At 66.4% G+C, this 23,400-nt stretch carries 19 protein-coding genes and 2 pseudogenes; 7 read left to right on the forward strand and 14 right to left on the reverse strand.

Translation table 11 applies throughout. The features are described from left to right. Positions 1-463: 463 nt before the first annotated feature. A pseudogene (locus B0684_RS04165) lies at positions 464-763 on the reverse strand (SgcJ/EcaC family oxidoreductase); the annotation flags it as partial. Positions 764-944: 181 nt separating this feature from the next. Between B0684_RS04165 and B0684_RS04170 the strand changes: the two are divergent. Beyond that, positions 945-1,739, forward strand: a complete 795-nt coding sequence (locus B0684_RS04170; RefSeq protein WP_018649895.1) for a DODA-type extradiol aromatic ring-opening family dioxygenase — start codon at positions 945-947, stop codon at positions 1,737-1,739. Positions 1,740-1,809: 70 nt separating this feature from the next. Here the strand turns inward: B0684_RS04170 and B0684_RS04175 are convergent, their stop codons facing one another. Beyond that, a complete protein-coding gene (locus B0684_RS04175) occupies positions 1,810-3,342 on the reverse strand; it encodes an L-lactate permease (RefSeq protein WP_018649896.1) in 1,533 nt (510 codons plus the stop codon). 212 nt (positions 3,343-3,554) lie between these two features. Here B0684_RS04175 and B0684_RS04180 point away from each other — a divergent pair, with 212 nt between their 5' ends. The 3 genes from B0684_RS04180 (at position 3,555) to B0684_RS04190 (ending at position 8,756) form a co-directional block, all read left to right on the forward strand. Further along, positions 3,555-6,011: an EAL domain-containing protein gene (locus B0684_RS04180; protein WP_018649897.1), complete on the forward strand. Its 2,457-nt coding sequence runs from the start codon at positions 3,555-3,557 to the stop codon at positions 6,009-6,011. Positions 6,012-6,179: 168 nt separating this feature from the next. Further along, complete coding sequence (locus B0684_RS04185; RefSeq protein ID WP_018649898.1) at positions 6,180-6,821, forward strand: hypothetical protein; 642 nt, start codon at positions 6,180-6,182, stop codon at positions 6,819-6,821. A 411-nt stretch (positions 6,822-7,232) separates the two neighbouring features. After that, positions 7,233-8,756, forward strand: a complete 1,524-nt coding sequence (locus B0684_RS04190) for an NAD(P)H-dependent oxidoreductase (RefSeq protein WP_018649899.1) — start codon at positions 7,233-7,235, stop codon at positions 8,754-8,756. Positions 8,757-9,170: 414 nt separating this feature from the next. On the opposite strand, the gene B0684_RS04195 is transcribed toward B0684_RS04190, so the two are convergent. The 4 genes from B0684_RS04195 to B0684_RS04205 all read right to left on the reverse strand — a co-directional run bounded on the left by B0684_RS04195 (position 9,171) and on the right by B0684_RS04205 (position 11,767). Beyond that, positions 9,171-9,473 carry a cellulase gene (locus tag B0684_RS04195; RefSeq protein WP_077276969.1) on the reverse strand — a complete coding sequence of 101 codons (303 nt, stop codon included), beginning with the start codon at positions 9,471-9,473 and terminating at the stop codon, positions 9,171-9,173. A gap of 244 nt (positions 9,474-9,717) precedes the next feature. Further along, on the reverse strand, positions 9,718-10,413 hold the full coding sequence (locus B0684_RS04200; RefSeq protein ID WP_018649901.1) for an MOSC domain-containing protein: 696 nt from the start codon (positions 10,411-10,413) through the stop codon (positions 9,718-9,720). Positions 10,414-10,501: 88 nt separating this feature from the next. After that, the gene (locus tag B0684_RS13870) at positions 10,502-10,645 is read right to left on the reverse strand and encodes a hypothetical protein (RefSeq protein WP_018144251.1); all 144 of its coding nucleotides are present in this window, start codon (positions 10,643-10,645) and stop codon (positions 10,502-10,504) included. 63 nt (positions 10,646-10,708) lie between these two features. Then, entirely contained in the window at positions 10,709-11,767 is a 1,059-nt protein-coding gene (locus B0684_RS04205) for an alpha/beta fold hydrolase (protein ID WP_018649902.1), read from the reverse strand. Positions 11,768-11,874: 107 nt separating this feature from the next. On the opposite strand from B0684_RS04205, the gene B0684_RS04210 reads away from it, so the two are divergent. After that, positions 11,875-12,567, forward strand: coding sequence for a DUF4197 domain-containing protein (locus tag B0684_RS04210; RefSeq protein WP_018649903.1), 693 nt, complete (start codon positions 11,875-11,877; stop codon positions 12,565-12,567). On the opposite strand, the gene B0684_RS04215 is transcribed toward B0684_RS04210, so the two are convergent. Next, positions 12,561-13,790 (reverse strand): putative bifunctional diguanylate cyclase/phosphodiesterase, encoded by a 1,230-nt coding sequence (locus B0684_RS04215; RefSeq protein ID WP_018649904.1) that lies wholly within the window; start codon positions 13,788-13,790, stop codon positions 12,561-12,563. The two genes, B0684_RS04210 and B0684_RS04215, sit on opposite strands and share 7 nt — an antisense overlap. Before the next feature lie 397 nt (positions 13,791-14,187). Between B0684_RS04215 and B0684_RS04220 the strand changes: the two genes are divergently transcribed. After that, a complete protein-coding gene (locus B0684_RS04220) occupies positions 14,188-15,429 on the forward strand; it encodes an HD-GYP domain-containing protein (protein WP_018649906.1) in 1,242 nt (413 codons plus the stop codon). A gap of 33 nt (positions 15,430-15,462) precedes the next feature. Here B0684_RS04220 and B0684_RS04225 read toward each other — a convergent pair whose 3' ends face one another. The 4 genes and pseudogenes from B0684_RS04225 to B0684_RS14075 form a co-directional block, all read right to left on the reverse strand. Continuing rightward, complete coding sequence (locus B0684_RS04225; protein WP_018649907.1) at positions 15,463-15,777, reverse strand: hypothetical protein; 315 nt, start codon at positions 15,775-15,777, stop codon at positions 15,463-15,465. Positions 15,778-15,988: 211 nt separating this feature from the next. Beyond that, positions 15,989-17,059: a flagellin N-terminal helical domain-containing protein gene (locus tag B0684_RS04230; RefSeq protein ID WP_233123394.1), complete on the reverse strand. Its 1,071-nt coding sequence runs from the start codon at positions 17,057-17,059 to the stop codon at positions 15,989-15,991. A 187-nt stretch (positions 17,060-17,246) separates the two neighbouring features. Beyond that, on the reverse strand, positions 17,247-17,867 hold the full coding sequence (gene msrA, locus B0684_RS04235; protein ID WP_018649910.1) for a peptide-methionine (S)-S-oxide reductase MsrA: 621 nt from the start codon (positions 17,865-17,867) through the stop codon (positions 17,247-17,249). A gap of 145 nt (positions 17,868-18,012) precedes the next feature. Continuing rightward, a pseudogene (locus B0684_RS14075) lies at positions 18,013-18,197 on the reverse strand (hypothetical protein); the annotation flags it as partial. A gap of 107 nt (positions 18,198-18,304) precedes the next feature. On the opposite strand from B0684_RS14075, the gene B0684_RS04240 reads away from it, so the two are divergent. Continuing rightward, positions 18,305-19,198, forward strand: a complete 894-nt coding sequence (locus tag B0684_RS04240; RefSeq protein ID WP_018649911.1) for a hypothetical protein — start codon at positions 18,305-18,307, stop codon at positions 19,196-19,198. Positions 19,199-19,342: 144 nt separating this feature from the next. Here B0684_RS04240 and B0684_RS04245 read toward each other — a convergent pair whose 3' ends face one another. The 3 genes from B0684_RS04245 to B0684_RS04255 form a co-directional block, all read right to left on the reverse strand. Continuing rightward, entirely contained in the window at positions 19,343-20,380 is a 1,038-nt protein-coding gene (locus B0684_RS04245; RefSeq protein ID WP_018649912.1) for a phosphotransferase, read from the reverse strand. Then, the gene (locus tag B0684_RS04250; protein ID WP_018649913.1) at positions 20,377-20,661 is read right to left on the reverse strand and encodes an MliC family protein; all 285 of its coding nucleotides are present in this window, start codon (positions 20,659-20,661) and stop codon (positions 20,377-20,379) included. Before B0684_RS04250 ends, B0684_RS04245 begins: the two co-directional genes overlap by 4 nt. 134 nt (positions 20,662-20,795) lie before the next feature. Then, positions 20,796-23,276, reverse strand: a complete 2,481-nt coding sequence (locus B0684_RS04255; RefSeq protein ID WP_018649914.1) for a sensor domain-containing protein — start codon at positions 23,274-23,276, stop codon at positions 20,796-20,798. Positions 23,277-23,400: the final 124 nt, after the last annotated feature.

Consider the following 23,400-nt stretch of genomic DNA (forward strand, 5'->3'; position numbering starts at 1 on the left):
AAAGAAGAAAATCCAGATAATCTGATATATGTCAATTTCTCGACGGAAAATTTTCCTGTGAACGGGGTTGGCTGCGGTAACCGTCGAAAACTTGGCGATTCGAGGGGCGGCTGATCAGCGTCTCCTTGCGTCTCACGCCGAGATTGCGGATGCCATGCCGTTGAGCGCGGGCTGGGGCGGTCAGGCTTTCAACCAGCACGAGGGATGCAAAGGCACCTTCTGGGAGGATCGATGCCCACGTGACGGCGGTGGAGACGGGGGCACCTCTGGCGCGCGGCCTGGTGTATGCGGGGTGGAACATGGTGCGGGCGGGAGTGGTCTCGCATCCATCGGAGTGAGCATGGGCGGACATCGCGAGATCCAGGCGTCACCCGAACGCTACCGCGTCATGTCCGGTGGAGACGAAGCAAGAGGCTCTCCATGATCTTGTTCGCTGCCGTGGCAGTGTGCCGGTTCCGCGTGCCTACCGATGCACGGCGGTGTTTTGCCCGAACCGAATCTGCCAGCCGTGATGATCGTCGTGTTCGAGCAGGAAGCTCATGCGCGTGTACAGGGCGCCGTCCCCCCGGTCCGGGAGGCCCGCAGGCATGGATGCGATGTTCGAGACCCGCAACAGGGCTGCGGTGAAGGCCGTGTCATCGCTCCGCATTGTGATGTCCTGGACGTCCACGCGTAGCGACGTTCCGGCAAGTGGGCCCTGCAGGACTTCGGTATGCCGTTTGGCATTGGTCGCGCGATCATTGAAGCGCGCCCCGAAGGGGTTGGGGTGACGGGCCCAGCCCTGAATCGGACGATCAGTGCAGGGCGGTCGTTGGTCTGGAAGCTACTGAGGGCGCTTGTCGGCTCCAGGGGTGCCGGTTTCAGCGTTGATGGAGACGGGCGTAGGTAGGTAGCGGGCTTGTGTGGGTGACCGGACGACCGGGATGCAACGGCGGGAGCGAATGATGGACAAGACGCAGGCGTTGTTTTTGTCCCATGGCGGCGGGCCGCTGCCACTGCTGGGGGACCCAGGGCACACGGCCATGGTGACGAATCTGGAGGGTCTGGCCGGGCGCGTGCGGGTGCCCGATGCGCTGGTGGTGGTGAGTGCGCACTGGGAGGCGTCGGTGCCGACCATCACGTCCGGGGCGAATCCGGGGCTGATCTACGACTACCACGGGTTTCCCCCGGAGTCGTACACCATCGAGTATCCCTGCCCGGGCGAGCCGGCACTGGCCGCGGAGGTTCATCGACGGCTGCAGGTGGCGGGCATCGATGCGCACCTGGACCCGGCGCGGGGGTTCGATCACGGGCTCTTCGTGCCGCTGAAGATCATGTATCCCGAGGCGCAGGTCCCATGCGTTCAGCTCTCCCTGGTGGAGACGCTGGACCCGGCGCAGCATATTGAGATTGGACGGGCTCTGGCAGGGCTGCATGAATCCGGTGTGTGGGTGGTGGGGTCTGGCTTCTCGTTCCACAACCTGCGCGCCTTTTTCACGCCCGATACGCAGGAGTCCCGGCAGCTCAACCAGTCGTTCGAGGCCTGGTTGGAGGCCGTCTGCTGCGGGCGCGCGGACGCGGAAGATGCACGGGCGGCCAAGCTCGTGCACTGGGATGCCGCGCCGGGCGCCCGGTTCTGCCATCCGCGGGCGGAGCACTTGTTGCCGCTGCATGTCTGCTACGGAGTGGCGGGTGGCCCCGCGGCGGAGCGTATCGGGATGCAAATTATGGGCAAGGAAGCCAGTTGTTATCGGTGGTAGCCGAGGCCACGGAAAGGCGCCCCAGTGTCGCCTTCCGGTAACCCGTAGCGCGGGCCGACGCCGCCCCTGGCTACCAGGCGAGTGCCAGCAAGCCGGCCCCGAGGCAGACGACGATGACCGGGATGATGGTCTCGCGGATCACCTGACCCTCGCGTGCCTGCAGGCCGGCGGCCCCGGCCGCCATGGCGATGTTGTGCAGCGAGATCATGTTGCCCACCCCGGCGCCGATCAGTTGCAGGGCGAGTACGGTCGGGAGCGCCATGCCCAGGGCATCGGCAGTGTCTGCCTGGAGCTGGGCAAACAGCAGGTTGGAGACGGTCGCGCTTCCGGTCATGAACGAGCCCAGGGCACCGAGGAAGGCACTGAACATCACGAAGGTCCCGCCCAGTGATTCCGCCAGGCCCTGCCCCAGCACCTGTGGCATCGACGGCAGGCCTGCGGCGTTGGAGCCGGAGCTCAGCAGGAGCTGGGTGAGGGCGATGATGAATGCCAGCACGATGGCCGCCACGCGCAGCTTGCCCCAGGTGGCGGCCACCGCCTGACCCAGCGTGGCGCGGCTCACGCGGAACAGGATCAGCGCGGTGAGCAGGGCCAGGCCAAAGTAGAAATAGGGTGTGTACAGCGGGGCCAGGCTCTGCCCCAGCTCGATGCCGTGGAACTCGCCCGGCGACCAGCGCACGGACTGCAGGGCCTCGCGCAGCGGCATGATGGTGCGCGAGGCGATCAGCGCCACGGCCATGACCGCGAATGGCACAAACGCCAGCACCACCCGCCCGACTGGGGCCCGCTCGACCTCTGCGCGTCGTTCGTGCCCAGGTAGCAGGAAGCCGCGATGGGCCGCCAGGGCAATCACCGCCATTGCCACCACGCCGCCGATGATCGCGGGCAGTTCCGGCCCCACCAGCCAGGCAATCAGCAGATAGGGGATGCCGAACGCCAGCGCCGATAGCACGGCGAAGGGCACGAACTCGCGGAAGCGCCCGCGTTCCTCGCCGAGGGTCGCCACCCAGACCATGAACAGCGTAATGAATGGTGCGAGGACGGTGTGGATGACCGCCGTCTGCAACACGGCCGAGCGGGTGGTCTCCGCATCCAGTCCGAGGCCGGCGAAGCCGATGATCACGGGCGTTCCGGCCGCACCGAAGGGGACGGCGGTGCTGTTGCCGATCAGGGCGATGGCGACCGCCTTCAGGGGCCGCATGCCGAAATACACCAGCAGCGGTGCCGCCAGTACCGCGGGGGTGCCGAAGCCGGCGATGCCCTCTACGAAACCGACCAGCCCCCACCCCAGCAGCATGGCCAGCACCCGGTGGTCGCGCGAGACGCTGGCGATGACTGACTGGATCGCGCTCATGTGCCCGGTCCCGATCATCACGTTCAGCACCAGCAGTGCCATCAGGATGATCAGCAGGACCTCCACGAAAACGATGGCAGCATCCAGCAGACTCGCTACCAGCACCGTGCCCGATATCTGCCAGACCAGAACGGCCAGAACCAGGGTGGCGAGATAGGCGATGGGCGCCGCTTCAAAGGCCGGCCGCCGCAACGGCACCAGCCACACGAACAGCAACACGAACGGCACCAACGTGAGCCAGAACAGCACGATCCCTCTCCCGTTATGCGCAAGGCGTCATCCTAACCCGGGGCTCGGTTCGGGAATAACCGAATCAGGCTGCCACAAGGCCCCTCGGCGTTATGCCCCGCGAAGAGCTCGCTGGGTCGGGCAGCGTCCTGGAGGTCAGGGCCGGACGCTCGGCCCCATGGGCCGTGGATACTTGTCTATAGTGAGGCTGAACTGGTCACGTCCGGGTCTACATGATGCATAACTCCGAAACCCAGTCATCCGGGGGCGCCTCGGATGCCCTTGATACGGACTTCTTGAAGAAACTTCCGAAGGTGGTCGATGACCTCAGGGACCGCTGGTACATCGTGCGCCAGCGCGGGTTCCGGCCACAGGATGTGATGGATGTCCGGGGCATAACGCGGGCTTTGGTGAGTGGTCTGACCGGCTCGGCAATGGATGACTCCTTCACCACCGCTCGCCGGATTGATGAGCGTCTGGCGCAGTATGCGGCCACCACGGTGCGTCCCAACCCGGCCGATCTCGAGACCATTGGAGCCCTGGTTCTGCGGCTGCGCGAAAGTGTGCGGGGCGAAGTGCCGCTCGCCGCGTACGACGCCGAGACGGCCGCGCCGGCCCCGACGATCCAGCGGCCTCTGGTATGCCTGTTCGGGGCGGATGCTTCGCCGGAGAGCGAGACCGCCTTGCTGCTGGGAATACACGGCTATGCGGTTATTGCGTGCGCCGACGAGGCAGCCCTGCCGCATCCGGGCGACGCGACCCGCCCCGACGTGATGATCGCCGAACTGGCGGCGATGGATGACGCCGAACTGTCGCGGCTTGTCCATCTGCGTGACGGTTCGCTGCCGGGCGTGCCGCTGGTCATCCTGGCGCCAGTCAGCGGAGGAGCAGCAGGACAGGCCGGGCTGCATGTGCTCCGCGCCGGTGCCGATGCCCTGTTGAAGCGGCCCGTGACGGACCTGGACTTGGTGGGGGCCATACGCGGGCTGGTGCAGGACGACCTGATCCCGTACCGGGTGCTGATGCTCGGCGCGGACGCCGGGTCTGTCGAGGAGCCGGCGTCCATGTTGCGGCAGGCCGGGCTGGAGGTAGGTATCAGCGTGGACCCCCTGGAGGTGGTTGGTCGAGTGGCGGATGGTCGGCCAGAGGCGGTAGTGATCGCCGGGTCTTTGCCGGGGGTCACCGCGGAGGAGATCGGCCGCCTGCTGTTGCCCCACGACATGTCTCTGGATATCCCCCTGTTGGCTTTGGGTGTGCCGGGGGCACCGGATGGCTCGCCCGGCAATGGGATGCTCGACTACCTGCCGCCCGCCAGTACCGATGCGGACATCGTCTGCCGGGTTCGTGCGCGGGCTGCATGGCACCGCCGTATTCGGTCGCGGGCGCACGGCCAGGCCGAGCTTGGTCGTGCGCCGACACTGGTGCATCCCCTGGAGTTCGAGCGTCTCGTGTTATGCCATCTCGACGGCCTTGATCCTGCGCAGGGGGCCGCGGTGGTCCTGCAGTGGGCGTTCGATGACCCGGGGGCACTCCTCGCCCGCCTCGGTCCGATCGACTACCAGCAGACTCGCAACCAGTTCGTGCGCCGGATTCGCGAGGCCATGGCCCCGGGTGATCTGGTGGTGAGCCATGGTGAGGCGGGCTTGATTGCGATTGCCCAACGCAAGGACCTGAAGGAGATCGTCGAACTCGCGCAACGCGTGCATGAGCAGACTGCCGGTGCCGCTGTGTCCGGTCTCCCCGGTGGAACCGTTGCGGCCAGCATCGGTGTCGGACAGGTGATGTGGGAACGTCCGCTCAAGGCTCTGGACCGTGCCATCGCGCTTTGTAGCGAGGCCCGCGACAGCGGCGGCAACCGGGTGCAACTGGATCCGGAGTTGCTGACGCCGAATCTGGAGGTCGAAGAGCGCAATCACTGGCGGCGCACCATTGCCCATGCCATCAAGGAAAAGCGACTGTTCCCGGTGTTTCAGCCGATCGCGAATATCAGTGGGTCCGATCAGATCGAGCGTCACGAGGTGCTGCTGAGAATCCGCGAGCCGAATGGCAAGATCCTGTTGCCGGGACAGTTCGTCGAGATGGCGGAACGGCTCGAGCTCGACCGGCATCTCGATCGCTGGGTCATCAGTAATGCCCTTGGCATCCTCAATGCCCGAACCGTGAGCCATCCGCAGTCGCGGCTGTTTGTGAAGATGTCCCGCGGCTCGCTCGGCGATTCGAGCTTTTTGCCCTGGCTGGGCAAACAACTTGCCGTGCACCCGGTATGGCCGGGAAGCCTGGTTCTGCAACTCCGCGAGGGCGATGTGCTGGGCCGTGTGGATCAGCTCTCGGCCTTCGGCGATGCGCTTCGGGATTTGGAGATCCGCATCGCCCTGGAACACTTTGGCGCCAGTACCGATGCCGATACGCGCCGGATGCTTGCCGAAATGCGGCCCGACTACGTCAAGATCGCGCGGGAACTCACCGTGGGGCTGCATCACTCCGCCACGCCTTCGTTACGGCTCAACGGCCTCCTGGGTCAGGCCAAGGAGGTCGGTGCCTACACCATGGCCAGCTATGTGGAGGATGCCGATGGTCTGGCCTTGTTGTGGCAGGCCCAGATCGACCTGGTTCAGGGGAACTTCATCCGGCAGCCAGAGGAAGAGCTGCGCTACGAACTCGAGTTTCCAGGCCTGGACGACGCGGGCTGATCGGCTCGGTGAGACAGGACAGTACGCCTGCGAAGAATGCGGTCAGGCCGGCAAGGCGCAGGGGGCGGTCACGAGCAACGGATGGTCCAGGACGGTAGGATCGGCAGGCGGGGTCGCCAGGCCCCGCAGCGACGGACCGTTCCAATCACGTGACGCAGGGAGGCGTTCATGATTCTTCTGGTTGTATACAGTTTCGCGGTAGTGGCCGCATTGGTGATGCTGTTGTCGCGACGGCGCGCCGCGCTTGGCGTGCGGGTGTTGTATGCCTTCGCGACCTTGGCGCTGCCCTTTGCCACGGTATTGCTCGCGCATGCGCTGAACGGTGGCGAGGCATCCGGGGCGGGGGCTTTCGGGCTGGTGCTGTTCGCGTTCCTTGGGAGCCCGTTGTTGATGTGGTGGGTGTTTGCCTATCGCCACCCTGCAGGGGTCTGCGAGGGTCCTGCTGAGGGGGGCATCGCGCCGGGCTCACCGCCGCCGGAGGCGGCCCGATCGGCCGCGCCGGATGCCGTCCAGGAGTCCGCGGTGGCCGCGGCACAGCGGTCGACTGTGCGGATGCACCCCTTTCATCGTGCGGCGCTGGTGCAGACGCCGGGGTCGCTCCTGCTGGGGTTGGGACTGGCCGAGAAGCTCGGGGATAATGACGGTCCGATCTTTCCGTTTCTGGCGAATGGCTGGCTAGTCGACGGCATGCTGGTGCTGGGGACGGTTCTGTTTGCCGTATCGCTCCGTATGATCGTCGCGGAACTGCGCCGGCCGTCCGCACCGCAACGGGATACCGATGCGCTGGGAATCCGTAACCCGCGTCGCTGAGCCACCCGCAGACGCCGTTCGCCGCGACCGCTTCTCGTACGCCCGTTGACTGTTCCGGTGGACCGGATCTTGTGAGCTCTCTAACGGAACGGTGCTTCCGGGTATGACGGATCGGTAGCAAGCCTCTCCGGCGCGGGCTATGTTCTGGGTGGAGCCGCTGTGGTGGACGAATTCCTCGACTCGCGGGATCGGCCCTAAAACGGTCGGTCGGCGCGGACGGAGGACTTGTGTGGGGTCGTGGGTATGGATGAGTAGCGTGGTGCGGAGGGTTTCGTCATGCAGGGATACGTCGTCGGCAGGGTGGAATCCGATTCGCGGGCAGGGCCTGGCTTGCGGTACCCATGACGTCGGTGGTTGTCACCGCGGCGGGCTGGAGAACGAAGGTATGACCACCGCACAGAGTGACCCCGCTTGAAGGTGCTCGTCATCCTCGGCCACCCGCGCACCGATAGCCTGTGCGGGGCGCTGGCCGAAGCCTACAGCGAAGGGGCGCGCGCGGCCGGGACCGAGGTGCAGTCCCTGAATCTGGCGAGTCTGGAGTTTGATCCGCACGTCCACACCCCTTCGCCCAATCAGCAGCCACTCGAAAAGGATCTGGAGGCCGCACGCGGCCTCGTCGCGTGGGCTGATCATCTGGTGTTTGTCTATCCCACCTGGTGGGGCACCATGCCGGCGCTGCTCAAGGGTTTTCTGGACCGGATCATGACGCCGGAATTCGCCTTTCGCTCCTGCGAGGGCGGTACCGGGTACGAAGGGTTGCTGCAGGGCCGCTCGGCGCAACTGATCACGACCATGGATACGCCGCCGCTGATCCACCGGCTGGTGTATCGCCAGCCAGGTGCCAATGCGATGGCGCGCGCCACGCTGGGGTTCTGTGGGGTCCGGCCGGTGCGCTCGTTGATGTTCGGTTCGGTGCGCCATAGCGACGAGGCCCAGCGCAAAGCCTGGTTGCAGCGCGCACGCCAGGAAGGGCTGCGTCTGGCCAGGGGGCGCGAAAGTGCGGGCGAGTGGCTTGCGCACAAGGCCGGTGCCTGGCTCCAGGCGTTGCGCTTGCAGTTCTATCCGATGACCTTTGTGGCCTACGCGGTGGGGGCGCTGGTGGCCGCCCCGGCGGGTGGGGTGTTCGGCAATCCGGTGTTCTGGCTCGGGTACCTGTGCCTGTTTCTACTGGAAGTGGCCACGGTGCTGGTGAACGAACGCGTGGACTTTGGCTCGGACCGGCAAAACCGGTTCTATGGTCCCTTTACCGGTGGGTCGCGTGTGCTGGTGGAGGGGCTGTTGTCCGCGCGCGAGCTGGGCGTGGGGATTGCCGTCGCGCTGGTGGGCTTCGCCCTCGCGTTCGTTGCATTGCTGGCGACCGCACCCGGAGATTCGGGGCCGATCCTGCTGGTGATGGTCGTCCTCGCGATCCTGGCGATCGGCTACACGGCGGCGCCGCTGAAGCTTAGCTATCGGGGGCTGGGCGAGCTCGATGTCGCGCTGACGCACAGCCTGGGCGTGCTGCTGTGCGGCTATGTGTTCCTGGCGGGCGACTGGACCGCGTCCTTGCCCTGGCTGTTGAGCCTGCCGCTGTTCCTGGCGATTGTGCCGTCGATCACGCTATCCGGTATTCCCGACCGCGAGGCGGACGCCGCGGTGGGCAAGGGCACCCTGGCCGTGCGGCTGGGGAACGACGGTGCGCTTTGGGTGGCGTTGTCGTTCACCATCCTGGCGGCCGCCAGCGGCGCATTGTTCGATGCGCTGGGATGGGCGCAGGGGGCCTATGCCGGGATCGGGTATGTGGTGGTCCCGTATGCCGCCTGGTTGGTCTGGCTCCTGTGGCGTGCGCTGCACCGCCAAGGCCCCAGGGGGCGCATTGATGGATTAATGGCGGCATCCCTGGGCTATGTGCTCTGGTTCGGACTGTTCCCCCTGGTGAACCTGGTCATGGGCTGATGGTGAGTATCTCCGACGAAGCCAATAGCCATGGAAGGCAACGGAGAGGACAGACAGGAACAGGATGAAGGGGCATCCACCAGGCTCCAGCAAGGATGAGGGCAGCGAGCCCGGTGTCCTGGGGAAACACTGATCAAGGTGCATGTTGGCGCTCGAGTCGCTTTTGGGTGTCAGCAAAGGGCGGCGACTGCCGTGCGGTCACTTTGCCCCAGGTGAGCCACAACGCCGTGCGCGCACCCGTTTTCACCAACAGCGGTCGGCCGTGCCCCGTCTTTAAAGGCGTTGTGGGGTTGGTGCGCCTTGTCTCGGAAAACATGGGACACCAACGCGAACATACTCCTTGATCAGTGTTTTCCTGGCGGCCAGGCCATGACAGGCCGACCCGTTGGGGCCGGCCTCTCGTTCAGGGTGGGTTTAGTTGTTGTCTTCTTCGTCGTCGCTATCCAGGTCGAAGCCGCCTTCGGCCTCGGCATCGCCTTCGGCGTCGACTCCATCATCGTCCATGTCGGTGTCAGCGCCGGCTCCCGCGCCGGCCCCCATGCCGCGGTCGCTGCCCAAGCCACGTTCGCTACCCATGCCGCCGCTTGCTTCGGCTCCGGTTTCGGCAGCGCCTTCGGCAGAGGAGCCTAGATCCTGGGCCTGGGCGGCGCCCAGGGCACCGAGTGTGAACAGCGAGCTCAGGGCAATGGCAATGCCGGTCTTTCGATAGTTCCACATGGTTCTTGCTCCTACATTTTTGGCAAAAGTCGCACCGACTGGATGTCACCCCTCGGGGGTGCATCGGTCGCGTGCAAGCCATGGATAACGCTGGTTGGGGGTCGGATAAACCCTGTGCGTGAGGAGTTGAACGCTAGTTCACAGATGTAGGCGGCAAGTTGTGGAGGGGTTCGCGTGCAGGCGGGAAGCGGGCGGGGGCAGCCATCATTGGCTCAGGTGTTGGTTTAAGGCCCGGGGATGCGGCTTATGCGGAGGGTGGCTCGCCAGTCAGCCGCTGCGGGCTGCTGGCATCGGCGGCGCCGCGCCGTTTCCTACGCGCCTTGTCTCGCCAGTTGGGGGCCAGGGTTTCGCAATCGGCGAGTTGCTGCAGGTGCTGGTGGTTCGGGCGCTGATAGACCGCGGCCATTGCGGCCGCGATGCTGAGGCTTTCCGGCAGGCGTTCGAGCCGTTCGATGGTGTCGCCCGCAGTAAGGGTGCCGGGTTCCAGAACGCGGTAGAACCAGCCGCAACGCCCGGTTTCCTGGACCCGGCGTGCCAGGCCGGGGATGTCGAAGCGGACGTCCAGCTTCCAGCAGGGTGTTCGGGGCTGGCTGACCTGCACCCGGACGGAGCCGATGCGATAGACATCGCCGATGTGCACGCTGTGCTCGTCCATGTCGCGGCTTGCGAGGTTTTCGCCAAAGCCGGGGGGCTCGAAGCGCGTGGCCTGCGCTGGGTGCTCCGTCTGCCACCAGGCGTAATGGTCGAGGCAGTAGTGGAGCAGCGCCCGTTCGGGACCGCCGTGATTGTCAGGGTCGGCCTGTTCGTCACCGGTCAGGCCGAGGCGATCCACTGATACCTCGCCTGGCGCGGGTTGCTTGTCGATGGCGCTGGCGCGGCCCTTGGCGTAGTCGGGGGCCACGCGGCCGGTGTAAAGGCCACTGAGGGTGGAGATCGTCATCTGGGACCTTTCCCTGTTGTCGTGACTTTGACCATACAACAGCCCGGGCGCGCCGATAGAGGCCGAGAATGAGCCATCCGTTGGGCCTTCAGCGCCCGCTCAGGTAGATCAGGCGGGCGATGAAGGCGATTCCCAGGATGATCCAACCGACCGGGTAGGGCAGTACGCCCGAGAAGAATGCGGTCAGGCTGGCGACGAGCAGGACGCCGATGACGAGCAGAGGGATATCCATCCCCTTGAGAGCCAGGATTCCGGTAGACGTTCCGCGCGGGCGGGACACGCCGGGCACTTGCGCTTACGGGTCGCCTTGCCACTGATCGAGGATCTCCAGGATCGTGTCGATGGCCGGGGGTTCGTCCGTCAGCGGCCCGGGCACCAGCAGCCCACGATGCGAGGCCTCGAGGATCAGCGGGTTCGGATGACCGTCCAGGTGCAAGGATTCGACCGGCACCACGCCGTCGCCCAGTTCGTCGTCGGTCTGCTCCCACCATTCGCTGATGCGCCCGGCCACCGCCTCGAGGTCGATCTGTTCGTCCAGCGCGGCCAGACTCTCGCGCATGGCGGGGGTGGGTTCGGGCAGTTTTCCGCCGATGATGCGGACCGGTATGTCGTCCGGCCAGGGGCGTGCGTTGAGTTCGGCCAGGAAGTGGCTGCCCGGGCGCAGGTCGATCTTGGCCGCGCCGGTGCCGTCGCGCAGGCCGGCAAACAGCGAGAAGCGCTGCTGCTGGATGTCGGCCAGCCACTCGCGTACCTCCAGCCAGACCCGCAGCCGGGCCCACTCGGAGCCATGATTGGGGGTGGCCACCAGGATCACGCCGGCGACGGGTCGCCCCCCGACACGCGGGGTCGCATCCTCCGGATGCCGGTAGCGAGTCACGAAATCGCGGATCACCAGACCCCCCATGCTGTGGCCAATCAGGATCAGCGGGTCGTCGCCTTCGAGCTGCGCCCAGTGTTCCGCCAGCAGGTCCGCGCTGTGGTCGATGGCCTGGTCGTTGGGATAGCGGAATTCCCAGCCATTGATTCCGGCGTCGTCCAGCGCGGGCGCCAGGGCGTCCCAGATATCGCCGGGCTCGTCCAGTCCGTGCAGCAGCAGAACGTCCGGCGGGCGCTCGTCGTCGAACCGGTCCGAACGCGGCAGGAAGCCCCGCAGATCGTCGGGCAGCTCCATGGTCTCGGGGAACCATTCGTGCAGGCGGTCCTGGACTTCGACGCGCAGCTCGCGCTCCTGTTCCGGATTCTGCTCGGCCCAGCCGACCCAGATGGCGAGGCCGAGCAGGGGCACGCCCACCAGGATCAGGAAGGCGCCGAGGCGCCGGCGGCGCCGGGACGGTTCGGGACGGCTGGCATTCATGGACGATCACCATCGGACAAGCCGAGCTCCACGGCAAGTGGGGGCCTGGCGCGGGCCAGTCGATGCCCTGTGTATCATGGCGGGAAGTCCCTCACGGAAGTTTCGACATGCGACGCGCGCACCTGCTCCCCTGGCTTCTGGTCCCCCTCTTGCTGACCGCCTGCGCCGGACTGGATGTCCGCGACTTCGGCCTCGATGGTGGTGATGATCGTGCCGAGGAGGCCATCCGCGAGGCCCTGCGGGTGGGCACCGAGCGCACGGTGGAGCGGACCGGCCGCGAGGATGGCTACTGGGGCAACGCGTTGATCCGCATCGGTCTTCCGCCGGAGCTGGAGCAGGCCGGCGATACGCTGCGGCGCGTCGGGTTTGCCAGCCAGGTGAACGATCTGGAGCGGCGGATGAATCGTGCGGCGGAGTCCGCAGCGCAGGAGGCCGTTTCGGTGTTTGTCAGCGCCATCCGCGGGATGCGGCCGGAGGATGTGTATGGGGTGCTGCGCGGGGCCGATGATGCCGCCACGCAGTATCTGCGCGATGCGTCGGAGTCCACCCTGCGCGAGCGCTACATGCCGATTGTGCAGGAGCAGATGGAGCGGGCCGACGTCTATCGGGTGTACCAGCCGCTGCGCGACGCGGCGGGCCGCATTCCGGGCCTGTCGGGGCTGGACGTCGATCTGGATCGCTACGTGACCGATCACGCCCTGGATGGCCTGTTTACCATCCTCGCGGACGAGGAGCGGCGCATCCGCGAGGATCCGGCTGCCCGCACGACCCAGCTCCTGCGCGACTATTTCGGTCAGTAGCGCACCGCGTGCAGATGGCCGGTGTGCGGCGTGTCGGAAAGCAGCAGGGATGGGATCTCTTCGGCCCGTAACGGACGGGCGAAGTAGTAGCCCTGGATGCAATCGAATTTTAGTTCGCGGCCGATTGCCAGTTGTTCCTTCGTCTCCACGCCCTCGGCGATGGTTCGCAGGCCCAGCGACTCGGCCAGCAGGACCATGCCGCGCGAGAGGTCGTGGGCGGACGGATCGATCCCGAGTCCGGAGATCAGCTGGCGGTCGATCTTGAGGATGTCGATGGGGAATCGGTTGAGGTAGGCCAGCGAGGAATAACCCGTGCCGAAGTCGTCGATGGCGAGCTGGATGCCGAGTGACTTGAGCTGCTTCAGGGCATCGGTGGCCGCGTCCATCGCCAGCACTGTCTCAGTCAGTTCGATGTGCAGCAACTCCGGCGGTAGCCGATGGCGATCCAGCGCGGCCGCGACATGGGCCGCCATTTCGGGGCGGACGATGTCGTGCGCCGAGAGGTTGATTGCCACGTACCATGCGGGGCGGCCGTGTTCGGCGGCCAGGGCGTTCCACGCACCGGCCTGGCGGCAGCCCTCGTCCAGGGCCAGATCGCAGATGTCATGAATTAACGTGGAATCCTCCGCCACGTCCAGAAACTCCGCCGGGGATAGTTCTCCGCGGATGGGGTGTTGCCAGCGGATCAACGCCTCGACGCCGACATGGCGCTCCTGCGCCAGGGAGTAAATCGGTTGGTAGCGCAGGAAAAACTCGTTGTGCCGCAGCCCGCGCCGGATATCGAATTCTTGGCGCATGCGCCGCAGTTCCTCGGTGACCGGGTGCAGCGCGGGGATGACCAGCCAGGCCATCAGCTGGCCGATGCCGACGAAGAATCCGGTACGGGTTAGCCAGCGTTCGGTCTCCTGCGCGATGCCGGCGGTGACATCCACCGGCGTCATGGGTCCGGCCAGAACGCCGGCCACCAGGGCCACGACCAGGGCGGCGCCCGCGCCGAAGCGCGCCGCGGCGAACAGGATGGGCACGTAATAAAAGTGCGGGACGATACTGTCGGCGCCACCGGCGGTGTAGACGACCAGCCAGGACAGGGCGAGCCCACCCAAGATCAGCAGACTAGCGCCCACGAAGGACATGCCCACCCAGGCACGGAGTGTGGTGCGGGCGAGGTAGTCGGTGTAGCGGATGCTACCGGTGGAGGGCAGGGCCGAGGGAAACCTGGACATCGCGCTCTTCCTTTGGCCAATCCCGGGCCGGTTATTACACCTTTGGCTGTGCGACAAAGCGGCACGGCTTCAGGGTGGCATGTCCAGTCGTCCAAGCGACCGCGCCTGTATCCCGAGTGTAGTACATGTGAGTCAGAACACCGTTTTGCAGATCGGCAGCGCGGATCTGGCAAATCGGTACCCCATGAACGCTGCGGGGTCGTTCCTGGTGCATATAAAAGGCGGGCCCTCGCCTTCGATGATCTGGCTTTTCATGCCCCCTCCTCGCGATGCCCGGGTGGCCAGAAAGGACTCTCGTTAGGCGGTGTTAGGTCTGAGTTGTGGGCAATCGAGATCGGGATGATAATCCGCCGCCCGGGGCACAGCCCCGGCCTGCCATTGCAAGCCTGGGCCCCGAATGCTGAAGAAGATCAAGTTGGAATATGTCGTCGAGGGAATGTACAGCCGGGAACTTTGTGGCTCGTGGATGGAGCATCCCTTCTGGCGCACGCGCTTCCTGCTGGACGATGCGAAGGACCTCGCGACCCTGCGCGAAAGCAGTATCCGCGAGGTCTGGATCGACACCACCAGGGGGCGGGACGTGGAGGGTGCGGAGGCCGCCATGACGCCGGCGGAGCGGGATGCCGAGGTGCAGGCGTCGCTGCAGTCGGTCCCGGATGCCGGGCGCGATTGGGAGCCCGCGTCCATGCGGCAGGAACTGGACCGGGCGGCGACCATTTGCCGGAAATCGCGGCAGGCGATGACCTCGATCTTCGGGGAGGCGCGCATGGGCCGCGCCGTGGACACGGAACTGGCGCGCAAGGTGGTTGAGGAGATCACGGACTCGGTGGCTCGCAACTCCAGGGCGCTGGTCAGCCTGGCGCGGCTGAAGAACGCGGACGACTACACCTACATGCATTCGGTGGCGGTATGCGCGCTGATGGTGGCGCTGGGCCGCGAACTGGGACTTGAGGACGACGCGGTCCTGGCGGCTGGTGAGGCGGGTCTGATGCACGACATCGGCAAGGCCGCGATGCCGCTGGAGGTGCTCAACAAGCCGGGCAAGCTCACCCCCGAAGAGTTTGCCGTGATGAAGCGCCATCCGGCGGAGGGGCGTCGCATCCTGCAGGCGGCCGAAGAAGATCTCTACCCGGTCACCCTGGATGTCTGTCTGCATCACCACGAGAAGATGGATGGTTCGGGGTATCCCGAGGGGCTGGTTGGGGACCAGATTACCCTGTACGCAAAGATGGGCGCGGTCTGCGATGTCTATGACGCGATTACGTCGAATCGCCCTTACAAGGCGGGCTGGGACCCGGGCGACTCCATTCGCAAGATGGCCGAGTGGGCTCAAGGCCATTTCGATCCAACCGTTTTCCAGGCGTTCGTGAAGAGCCTGGGTATTTACCCCGTGGGGTCCCTGGTGCGACTGGAGTCCGGGCGGATCGGTGTGGTCGTGGACCAGTCCGCGGGTTCGTTGCTCAAGCCGGTCGTGAAGGTCTTTTACTCAACCAGCTCGGGGTGCCGCATTCCCCCGAAGGTCGTGGACCTCTCGGCCACGCACGTTCAGGAGGCTATTGCCGGGCGCGAGGACCCCACGGCATGGCCGTTCCCGGACCTGGATGAGCTTTGGTCCGGTCTGCCCGGCGGCAACGGATAAAGGAGACGCTTCGCCGCCGCCGGTGGTGGGTCGTCAGAACAGGCCGCAGGCGGGTCCTGTCCGCGCCGAGCGAACCCCGCGGATGTCGGGATGGGCCCGCAGCTCATCCATCATTTCGCTGTACAGGCCATCCGGGACATCCCGTGCAAAAGTGATGTCGACGCGGCCGTTGCGGCGCATGTTGTAGGCCGTAAAGGCGTCTGCATCGTAGTCGAAAAGGATGTGGGACAGCGCATCCTCGGACGCTCGTGCCTCCGGCGTGGTCGCATGGGTGGTAGCGCAGCCGGACAGGGTTAGAGGTAGAGCGAGAACTAGGATCAGTACGAGGGGCGATAAAAGGATCTGCATGGTGGACCTCCGTGCCGGACGCGATCAAATCGGCGGTTCCCGGGTTGTGCGGCTTTCCTGCGTTACCGGGTGGGAGGTGGCAACCAGGGGCCATCATTCATCTTTGAGCTTCGCCATCAGCTTTCATTTATGTCAAAACATGAAGGAAAGCAAGGGTTGTGCGCGGCTTAGAAGGGATACCCAGGGAGAGGCGGATTCAATCCGCGTCTCCCTAGGCGAGCAGGCGCAGGACGAGCTGGGGTGCCAGGTTGGCCTGGGCGAGGATGGCGATTCCGGCCTGCTGGAGGATCTGGGCACGGATCAGGGCGGCGACCTCGGCGGCATAGTCGGCATCCAGGATGCGGCTGCGCGCGGCCTGGAGGTTCTCGCTGCCGATGCCCAGGTTGTCGATGGTGGACTCCAGGCGATTCTGCACCGCGCCCAGACGACTGTGCCGGGCGCTGATCTGGTCCAGGGCCTGGTCGATTCGGGCGAGTGCGTCGCTGGCGCCCTGTGCGGTGCCTAGGTCGATCCCGGCCAGGTGGCCCTCGACCGCGCGGGTGGCGGGCATGTCCAGGGCATTGAGACCGGCGTCGCCGCTTATGGTGATGATCTCGCGTGCCGTGATGTCGAGGCGCCCATCGAAGCTGGCGGAGGCGCGGTTCGGGGCTCCGAGCTCGCGGTTGATGGCGGTGGCCAGGGCCGCGACCGAGCCGTAATCCCCGTCCGGGACGTCGATCTCCGGCCGCTCGCCGATGCGGATGCGGAAGTCGCCCGCCACCGTGAACGGACCGCTGGCGAACAGCGCCGTCAGATCCCCCGACCGGCTGGTCGCGATCGCGCCGAGCTGGCGCGTGCCCATGCCGTCGCCGAGGTCCACGGCGAGGGTCTGCCCGGCGTTGGCACCAACCTGAAAGAACGCGGTGGGGGCGCTGCCATCGAGCAGGGTGCGTCCATTGAAGGTGGTCTGGGTGACCACCCGGTCGGTCTCGGCCAGCAACTGCCGGGCCTCGCGGTTCAGGGCCTGGCGGTCGGAGGCGGACAGGGTGCCGTTGGCCGCCTGCAGGGCCAGCTCGCGGATGCGCTGGATGTTGCCGCTCATGGAGCCCAGCCCGCCCTCGGCGGTGCGGGCCAGCCCGATGCCGTCCTGCGCATTGCGCATGGCCTGGTTCAGGCCACGAATCTGGGTCGTGAAGCGTTCGCTGATGGCCATTCCGGCGGCATCGTCGCGCGCCGAGTTGATGCGGCGCCCGGAGGCCAGGCGTTGCAGGGCCACCTGCAGGGCGCCCTGGGAAAGCCGCAGGTTGCGCTAGGCGTTGAGCGACAGGAGATTCGTGTTGATCACCTGGGCCATGATGTCGGGTCTCACGGCCCCGTCACCGGGCCTGTCGGTACCCGGTGCCATGCCGCCGGGATCATGCAGCCGAAGTTTCGCGGCTACAGTGCGTTAACGGCGGTCTTGAGGCGAACTTTAGGCCCAGGAAACCCAATCATTTCCATGGTGGCCCCAACCTGTTGGGTACGCCCCATAGCGCTTGCAGGCGCTCCTCCCGGCCGCAAAGGGTCACGTAGTCGGCGTAGCGGTCCGGGTGGTTGCGGTAGTAGTTCTGGTGTTCGTCCTCGGCCCGGTAGAAGGGTGCAGCGTCCCGTATGCGTGTCACCACCGGTTGGTCGAAGCGGCCCGAGCGGTTCAGCTCGGCCCGTGAGGCTTCGGCGATGGCGCGCTGGGCGGCATCCTGCGGAAAGATGGCGGTTCGATAGTGGGGCCCGCGATCACAGAACTGCCCGTGGGGATCCAGCGGGTCAATACTGCGCCAGAAGGCCTCCAGGATCTCGCTGAAGCCGATGCGCCCGGGGTCGAAGAGGATACGCACGGCCTCGACGTGGCCGGTGCGCCCGGTGACCACCTGCCAGTACCCGGGATCAAGGGTATGCCCCCCGGTATACCCAAGCTCAGTTTCAAGCACGCCTTCCAGCGCATCGAAGGGTGCCTGCATGGACCAGAAGCAACCGCCGGCCAGTACCGCCTGTTCGGGTCCCTCGGCCTGTGTCAGGGCCGGCGCCGAGAACAGGAGCAGGGCGGCAAGCCAGAGCGTGCGAGCGAAGGACATGATGCCTCACGAATGCATGCGATCCGATCTTCAGACCCCGAGCCGCGTTCAAGGTGCCCGGTCCAGCGGTCGCGGGCGCCTGGATCAGTCCCTACTGGTTATCACGAGGGATGGAGGCGATGGACCTGACCCCGAACCTGGTGCCACTGCAGGACATCCGGTGGTGCTGGCCGATGATTTCTCCGCGGGAGTGGCCTACTGTTTTGGGAAAGAGCACGCTGGTATCGAGGATCTGGCCACGCGGGGTGAACTCGATGTGGCGACGACCTCGCGGATTGTGTCCCGCACGGCGTGATCCGTACTTTTCGTGGCGGGAGGGCGTCTGCGTATGCGGCGGGGATGGATGACATGACGAACCCCTTGGGGAAGGGTACGGCAACCGCCGTTGCACGCAATGTAAAAGGGCGGTACAGATTCATTGTGCAAGGAGCCAGGTAATGGATAAGCGTACACGGGCAGGGGTGTTGGCGGCCGTCCTGTCGCTGGGACTCGCGGTGCTGTTGGCTGGGTGCGGGGGAACCTTCCCGCAGCCCGGTCCGGATCCGGAATTCGACGACGGACTGAGTGCGGAGGCCCTGTTTCAGCGAACGCTTGCGGCCCACGGCGGGGACCTGCGCGAGTACCCGGGTGATCTGAATCAGGCGACCGATGGCGAGTGGGGGCGGATGATCCAGCGTTTGCAGCCGCTGGTGGCGGACGGCGAGTACCGCGGCCAGGGTGAGGAGCGTTATCGTCCCGCCGATGATCTGTATGCGGTCCACTACACCGGTCCCGAGGGCACCAAGAGCGTCTTCCGCCACGGTGACGAATTCCGCTTGTACTACGATGGCGAGCGCAGTTCGGACCGCGACCGGATTCGCGCCAGCGCGATGACCACGGACGCCGGCGAGCTGTTCCACTACGGTCCGAGCTTCGTCAAACACCGGGCGACCGACATGGAGCGGCTGGCGGACCAGCGCGAGGGCGGTGTGAACTACCGCCGGGTACTGGCCACCATTGAGCCGGGGTTCGGCGAGGCGGACGAAGACCGGGTGGTGCTGTGGATCCACCCCGAAACCGACCTGCTTTATCGCGTGCATGTCACCCTGAACGGCTTTGGCCCCACCCAGGGTGCCCACGTGGATACGACCTTCCTGGAGTACGCGGAGATCGAGGGGTACACCCTGCCGACTCGCTTCGAGGAGCGGGTGCGCGGGCCGCTGCGGCTGTTCGTGCACGAGTGGTGGGTGACCGGTCGGGACAGCGGACGTGACTGGGCGCCTGCGGATGTCCGTGGGCCCGGTTTCTCGGGGGCTGCGGCGCCCCCCGCGGCGGACACTGCCGCTCCGTAAGGGATGTGTTCGGGTGTGCCGTCATCGGCCCGCCATGAACGACGTGAGCCGACCCAGGGCCGATCTGCCGCCTCCGAATGCCCCCGCGGTTCCGGCTGCGCCGGCGGTCGCCGATTGCTTGTGGGGTCGCTGTGCGGTCGGGCCCTACTGGCTGGAGATTGCGGAAGCGCTCGAATCCGACCCCGATGGGATGGCGGACAAGCCACCTTCCTGAAGGCGCCGGACCACGGCCAGTGCCGTGCGGCGGCTGTAGTCGTGGATCTTCCAGTGATCCGGCATCCAGCCGACCAGGAAGCGGTAGAAGTCGGCCTGGGCAATGGGGAACAGCGCACGCCACTCGTGCTCGATGGCGCCGGCTTCCGTGCCCTTGCCCCGTTCGTTCAGGGCCTCGCGCAATGCCTCGAAATAGGCATCCAGCAGGTCGGCCTCCCAGTTCTCCTGTTCCCGTTCGTCCAGGCAGCTCCCGAGGAAATAGGCCACATCGCGCATGCCGCAGCCGCCCCCGACATACTGGAAATCCACGGCTGCGACGGCGTCGCCCTCTGGCGCAAAGCAGAAGTTGGCGACCTTGGCATCGCCGTGGACCAAGCTGCGATAGCGGGCGCCGGTCAGGGCGTTGTCGAGGGTCGCTGCCGTCTCGCGAATCGCCGGGTCCTCGATGGCGGCCCATTCGTCCGGGCGGGTGGCCAGATGCCAGTAGCTGCCCTCGGGCCACAGGCCGGTGGGCTCCCGCCCCATGAAACGCGCGTGGAAGCGGGCGAGCCAGCGCAGGCAGAGCCGCGCCTCGGCGCGGGTCAGGTGGTCCTTGCGCTGCGGGAAACCGGCAGCGTCGAGGTCCTCCAGCACGATCAGGTGCTCGCCGCCGATGGTCGCGGTATCCAGACAGCGGGGGACACGGGTGCTGGCGTCGCATTGGTTGGCCCAGTCGCGGTACCAGGCCATCTCCACCTGATAGGAGCGGAGCTTGCGCTGATGCGAGCGGTTGTTGCTCCAGCCGCGCGGATGGTCCAGTTCGTCGGGGAACACGATGTGCTTGAGGATGACTGTGGGGGAGTCGCCGCCTTCAAGAAGGTAGCGCACGATCTCGCCGTAGCCGCTCCAGAGGGTCTGGATGACCGGGCCGCGCACCGCCGTGCGGGCACTGGTGGCCTGCAGGACGAAACGGGTCGCTGCGTCGGTCATCCGCGGTCGGGCAGGGCGCGACAGCTCCAGAACACGCCCAGCATCTCGAGCATGGCGGCGTCGTCGCGGGTCCAGAACACGATGTCGTCGGTGGGATTGGCGTAGCGCCCGCCGTAGGCCGTCTCGGTGGCTTGTAGTCGGGCGCGGGCCCCGTTGAAGGCCAGGACGGCCTGCTCGCCCTCGAAGGTGGCGGTGAGTTCGGGGCCGTAGGCGCAGATGTAGGCCACCTCGCGCAGGGCATCATCGCCCCGCGGCAGCGCGCTGCAGCCGGCGATCAGCATGATTCCTGCCAGTACGATTGCTAGGCGCACGCGGTGGTCTCCGGTTAGTGATGGTCCATCGTAGGGAAACACGGATCGATGTGCATGCTCGCTGCGTCGTCGCTTGGGCGCGCGAACATGGCGCGGGGAACCGCTCAGGCGCTGCGGCCAGGCTGCGTGGCGGCGGACGAAGCGGGCTCGGCGAGCATCCGTTGGCAGTCGGCGGCTGGCTGCGGGCGGGCAAACAGGAAGCCCTGCAGGGTCTGGCAACCGGCCTCCTGCAGGAAGGCTTGCTGCGCCTCGGTCTCCACGCCCTCGGCGACGGATTCGAGGCCCAGGTTATCCGCGAGGCTGAGGATGGTGCGCACGATGGCGCCCGCGCTCGACTCGGTCTCCAGGTCCGCGGTGAAGCAGCGATCGATCTTCAGCACATCCAGCGGAAAACGGCGCAGATAGGCCAGCGATGAATACCCGGTGCCGAAGTCGTCCAGGGCCACGCGCACCCCGCGCTCGCGAAACTGGCCCAAGGTGCGGATGACCTGGTCGGTATCGGCCATCAGCATGCTCTCGGTGACCTCCAGCTCCAGGGCGTCCGCACTCAGCTGGGTGTGTTCCAATACCCGGTCGATGCTGTGCGCCATCTGGCGATCCCGAAACTGGGGGGCGGCCAGATTGACGGACACGCGGACCGGTGGCAGCCCGGCCTGATGCCAGGCCCGACACTGACGGCAGGCCTCGGTCAGTATCCACTGGCCCAGTTCGACGATCAGCCCGGTCTCTTCGAGGATTGGGATGAAGGCGCCCGGCGAATGTACCGTGCCGGCGCCATCCTCCCAGCGCAGCAGGGCCTCGACGCCTACGATCCGGCCATCGCCGGCCGCCACCCGCGGCTGGTAGTGGAGAAAGAACCCTTCCTGGTGATCGACCGCGCGCCGCAGTTGGCCCTCCAGCGAGACGCGTGTCCGCACGTCATTGTTGAGCTCGCCGGAACAGAACTGGATGGCATTGCCCTCGGTGCGCTTGGCCTGGTGCATCGCGGATTCGGCGCGGCGCATCAGGTCGGACGCATCCTGGGTGTCGTGGGGATACACGGCGACCCCGACGGAACCGGGCACATAGAGCTCGTGCTCGCCAGCCTTGATGATCTGGCGCAGCGGCTCCAGCAGGCGGGTGACCGCGCCGGCGACCGAGCCGGGAGACTCCACCGGGAGCAGAGCGCCGAACTCGTCGCCGCCCAGGCGTGCCAGTACGCCACCGACCGGCAGACGGTTTTCCAGGCGCCGGGCCACATGTTGCAGGACCTCGTCGCCGGTGGCCTGGCCCATGCCTTCGTTGACGCTCTTGAAGCGATCCAGGCCAATGTGGGCCAGCACCAGCGGACGCCCCAGGCGCTCGGCATCGGCGACGGCCTGGTCGGCGCGTTCGGCAAAGCGGGTGCGGTTGGGCAGGCCGGTGAGGGCGTCGTGGTAGGTGATGAAATGGAGGTGGCGCTCCGCCTCGCGCCGTTCGGTGATGTCGTGCACCACGCCGGCCATGCGTTGGGGCCGACCCTGGGCATCGAAGTCCACGCTCCCGCGCTGGTAGACGATGCGGACGGAGCCATCGGGGCGGACGATGCGGTGCTCGATGTCGTATTCCGGTCCTCCGGGGGTGAGGGCGTCGTCGACCGCGCGCTGCACGCGCTCGCGGTCGTCCGGGTGCACCGCCTGCATGAACGCCTCGTGGGTAGCACCCCATTGGTCGTATTCGAGGCCGAAGATGCGGAACACCTCGCTGGACCAGCGGATGCCCCCGGCGTCGAAGTCCGAGATCCAGTTGCCCAGATGGGCGATCTGCTGCGCCTCCTGCAGTTCCGCCTCGCGCCGTTCCAGCGCCTCGCGCGCCGCGCGACGCTCGGTGATGTCCTGGAACGAGACCACGGCGCCGGTAACCCGGTTGCGGGCATCGAACAGCGGGGCGGCGTTGATCAGTACCGGGAACCCGTGTCCCGCGCGGCTCCAGAAATACTCCTCGCAGGCCTGCAACGGCTCGCCGGTGCGCAAGACCCGGTAGACCGGGCATTCCGTGGCGGGGAAGGCCTGGCCGTCGGGCCGGCTGTGGTGCGACAGTTCGTGCGAATTGTGGCTCAGGGCCTCGTCTTCGCTGGCGAACCCGAGCAGTTCGCAGGCCGCGGGGTTGAGAAAGGTGTAGTTGCCATCGGCGTCGATGCCGAAGACGCCCTCGGCCAGGCTCCCCAGCAGGTTCTCGCGCAGGAGTTCGCCCTGCTTGCGGTCCGTGACGTCGATTCCGAGGGTCTGAAAATGGGTGATCTCGCCGGCCTCGTTGAAAAAGGCGCGGCTGGTCCAGCGGATCCAGCGGTCGGCCCCGTCGCCGCGGCGCACCGGGTTCTCGATGGTGCGCACGGGCGCGTCGGGGGTATAGCGCAGCAGGTCGGCGCGGTTCTCGGGCTGCCGCTCTTCGGGGAGGTCATGGATCCAGCGGTGCCCGAGCAGGCTTCCGGGGCGCGCCGCGAAGTACTCGTGGGCCGCCCGGTTGGCATAGAAGATGGTGGTGTCGGGTCGATAACAGATGATGATGAAGGGGTGGTTTTCCACCAGGTCCTCGTACTGGACCTTCACCCCGGACGAATTGCTCATGCATTTCCCCTGTCGGACGCGTCCTGCTGGCCCCCTCCACCCGAACGCGTTGTCCCGAGTTTGTCAGGGGAGTTCTGAAGGCGCAAACCGTATTCAAGAGGCAGATTTCCGGGGCGGTCAAGCG

Origin of the sequence: Thioalkalivibrio versutus, from assembly GCF_001999325.1 — a bacterium.
GTDB classification, from domain to species: Bacteria; Pseudomonadota; Gammaproteobacteria; order Ectothiorhodospirales; family Ectothiorhodospiraceae; genus Thioalkalivibrio; species Thioalkalivibrio versutus.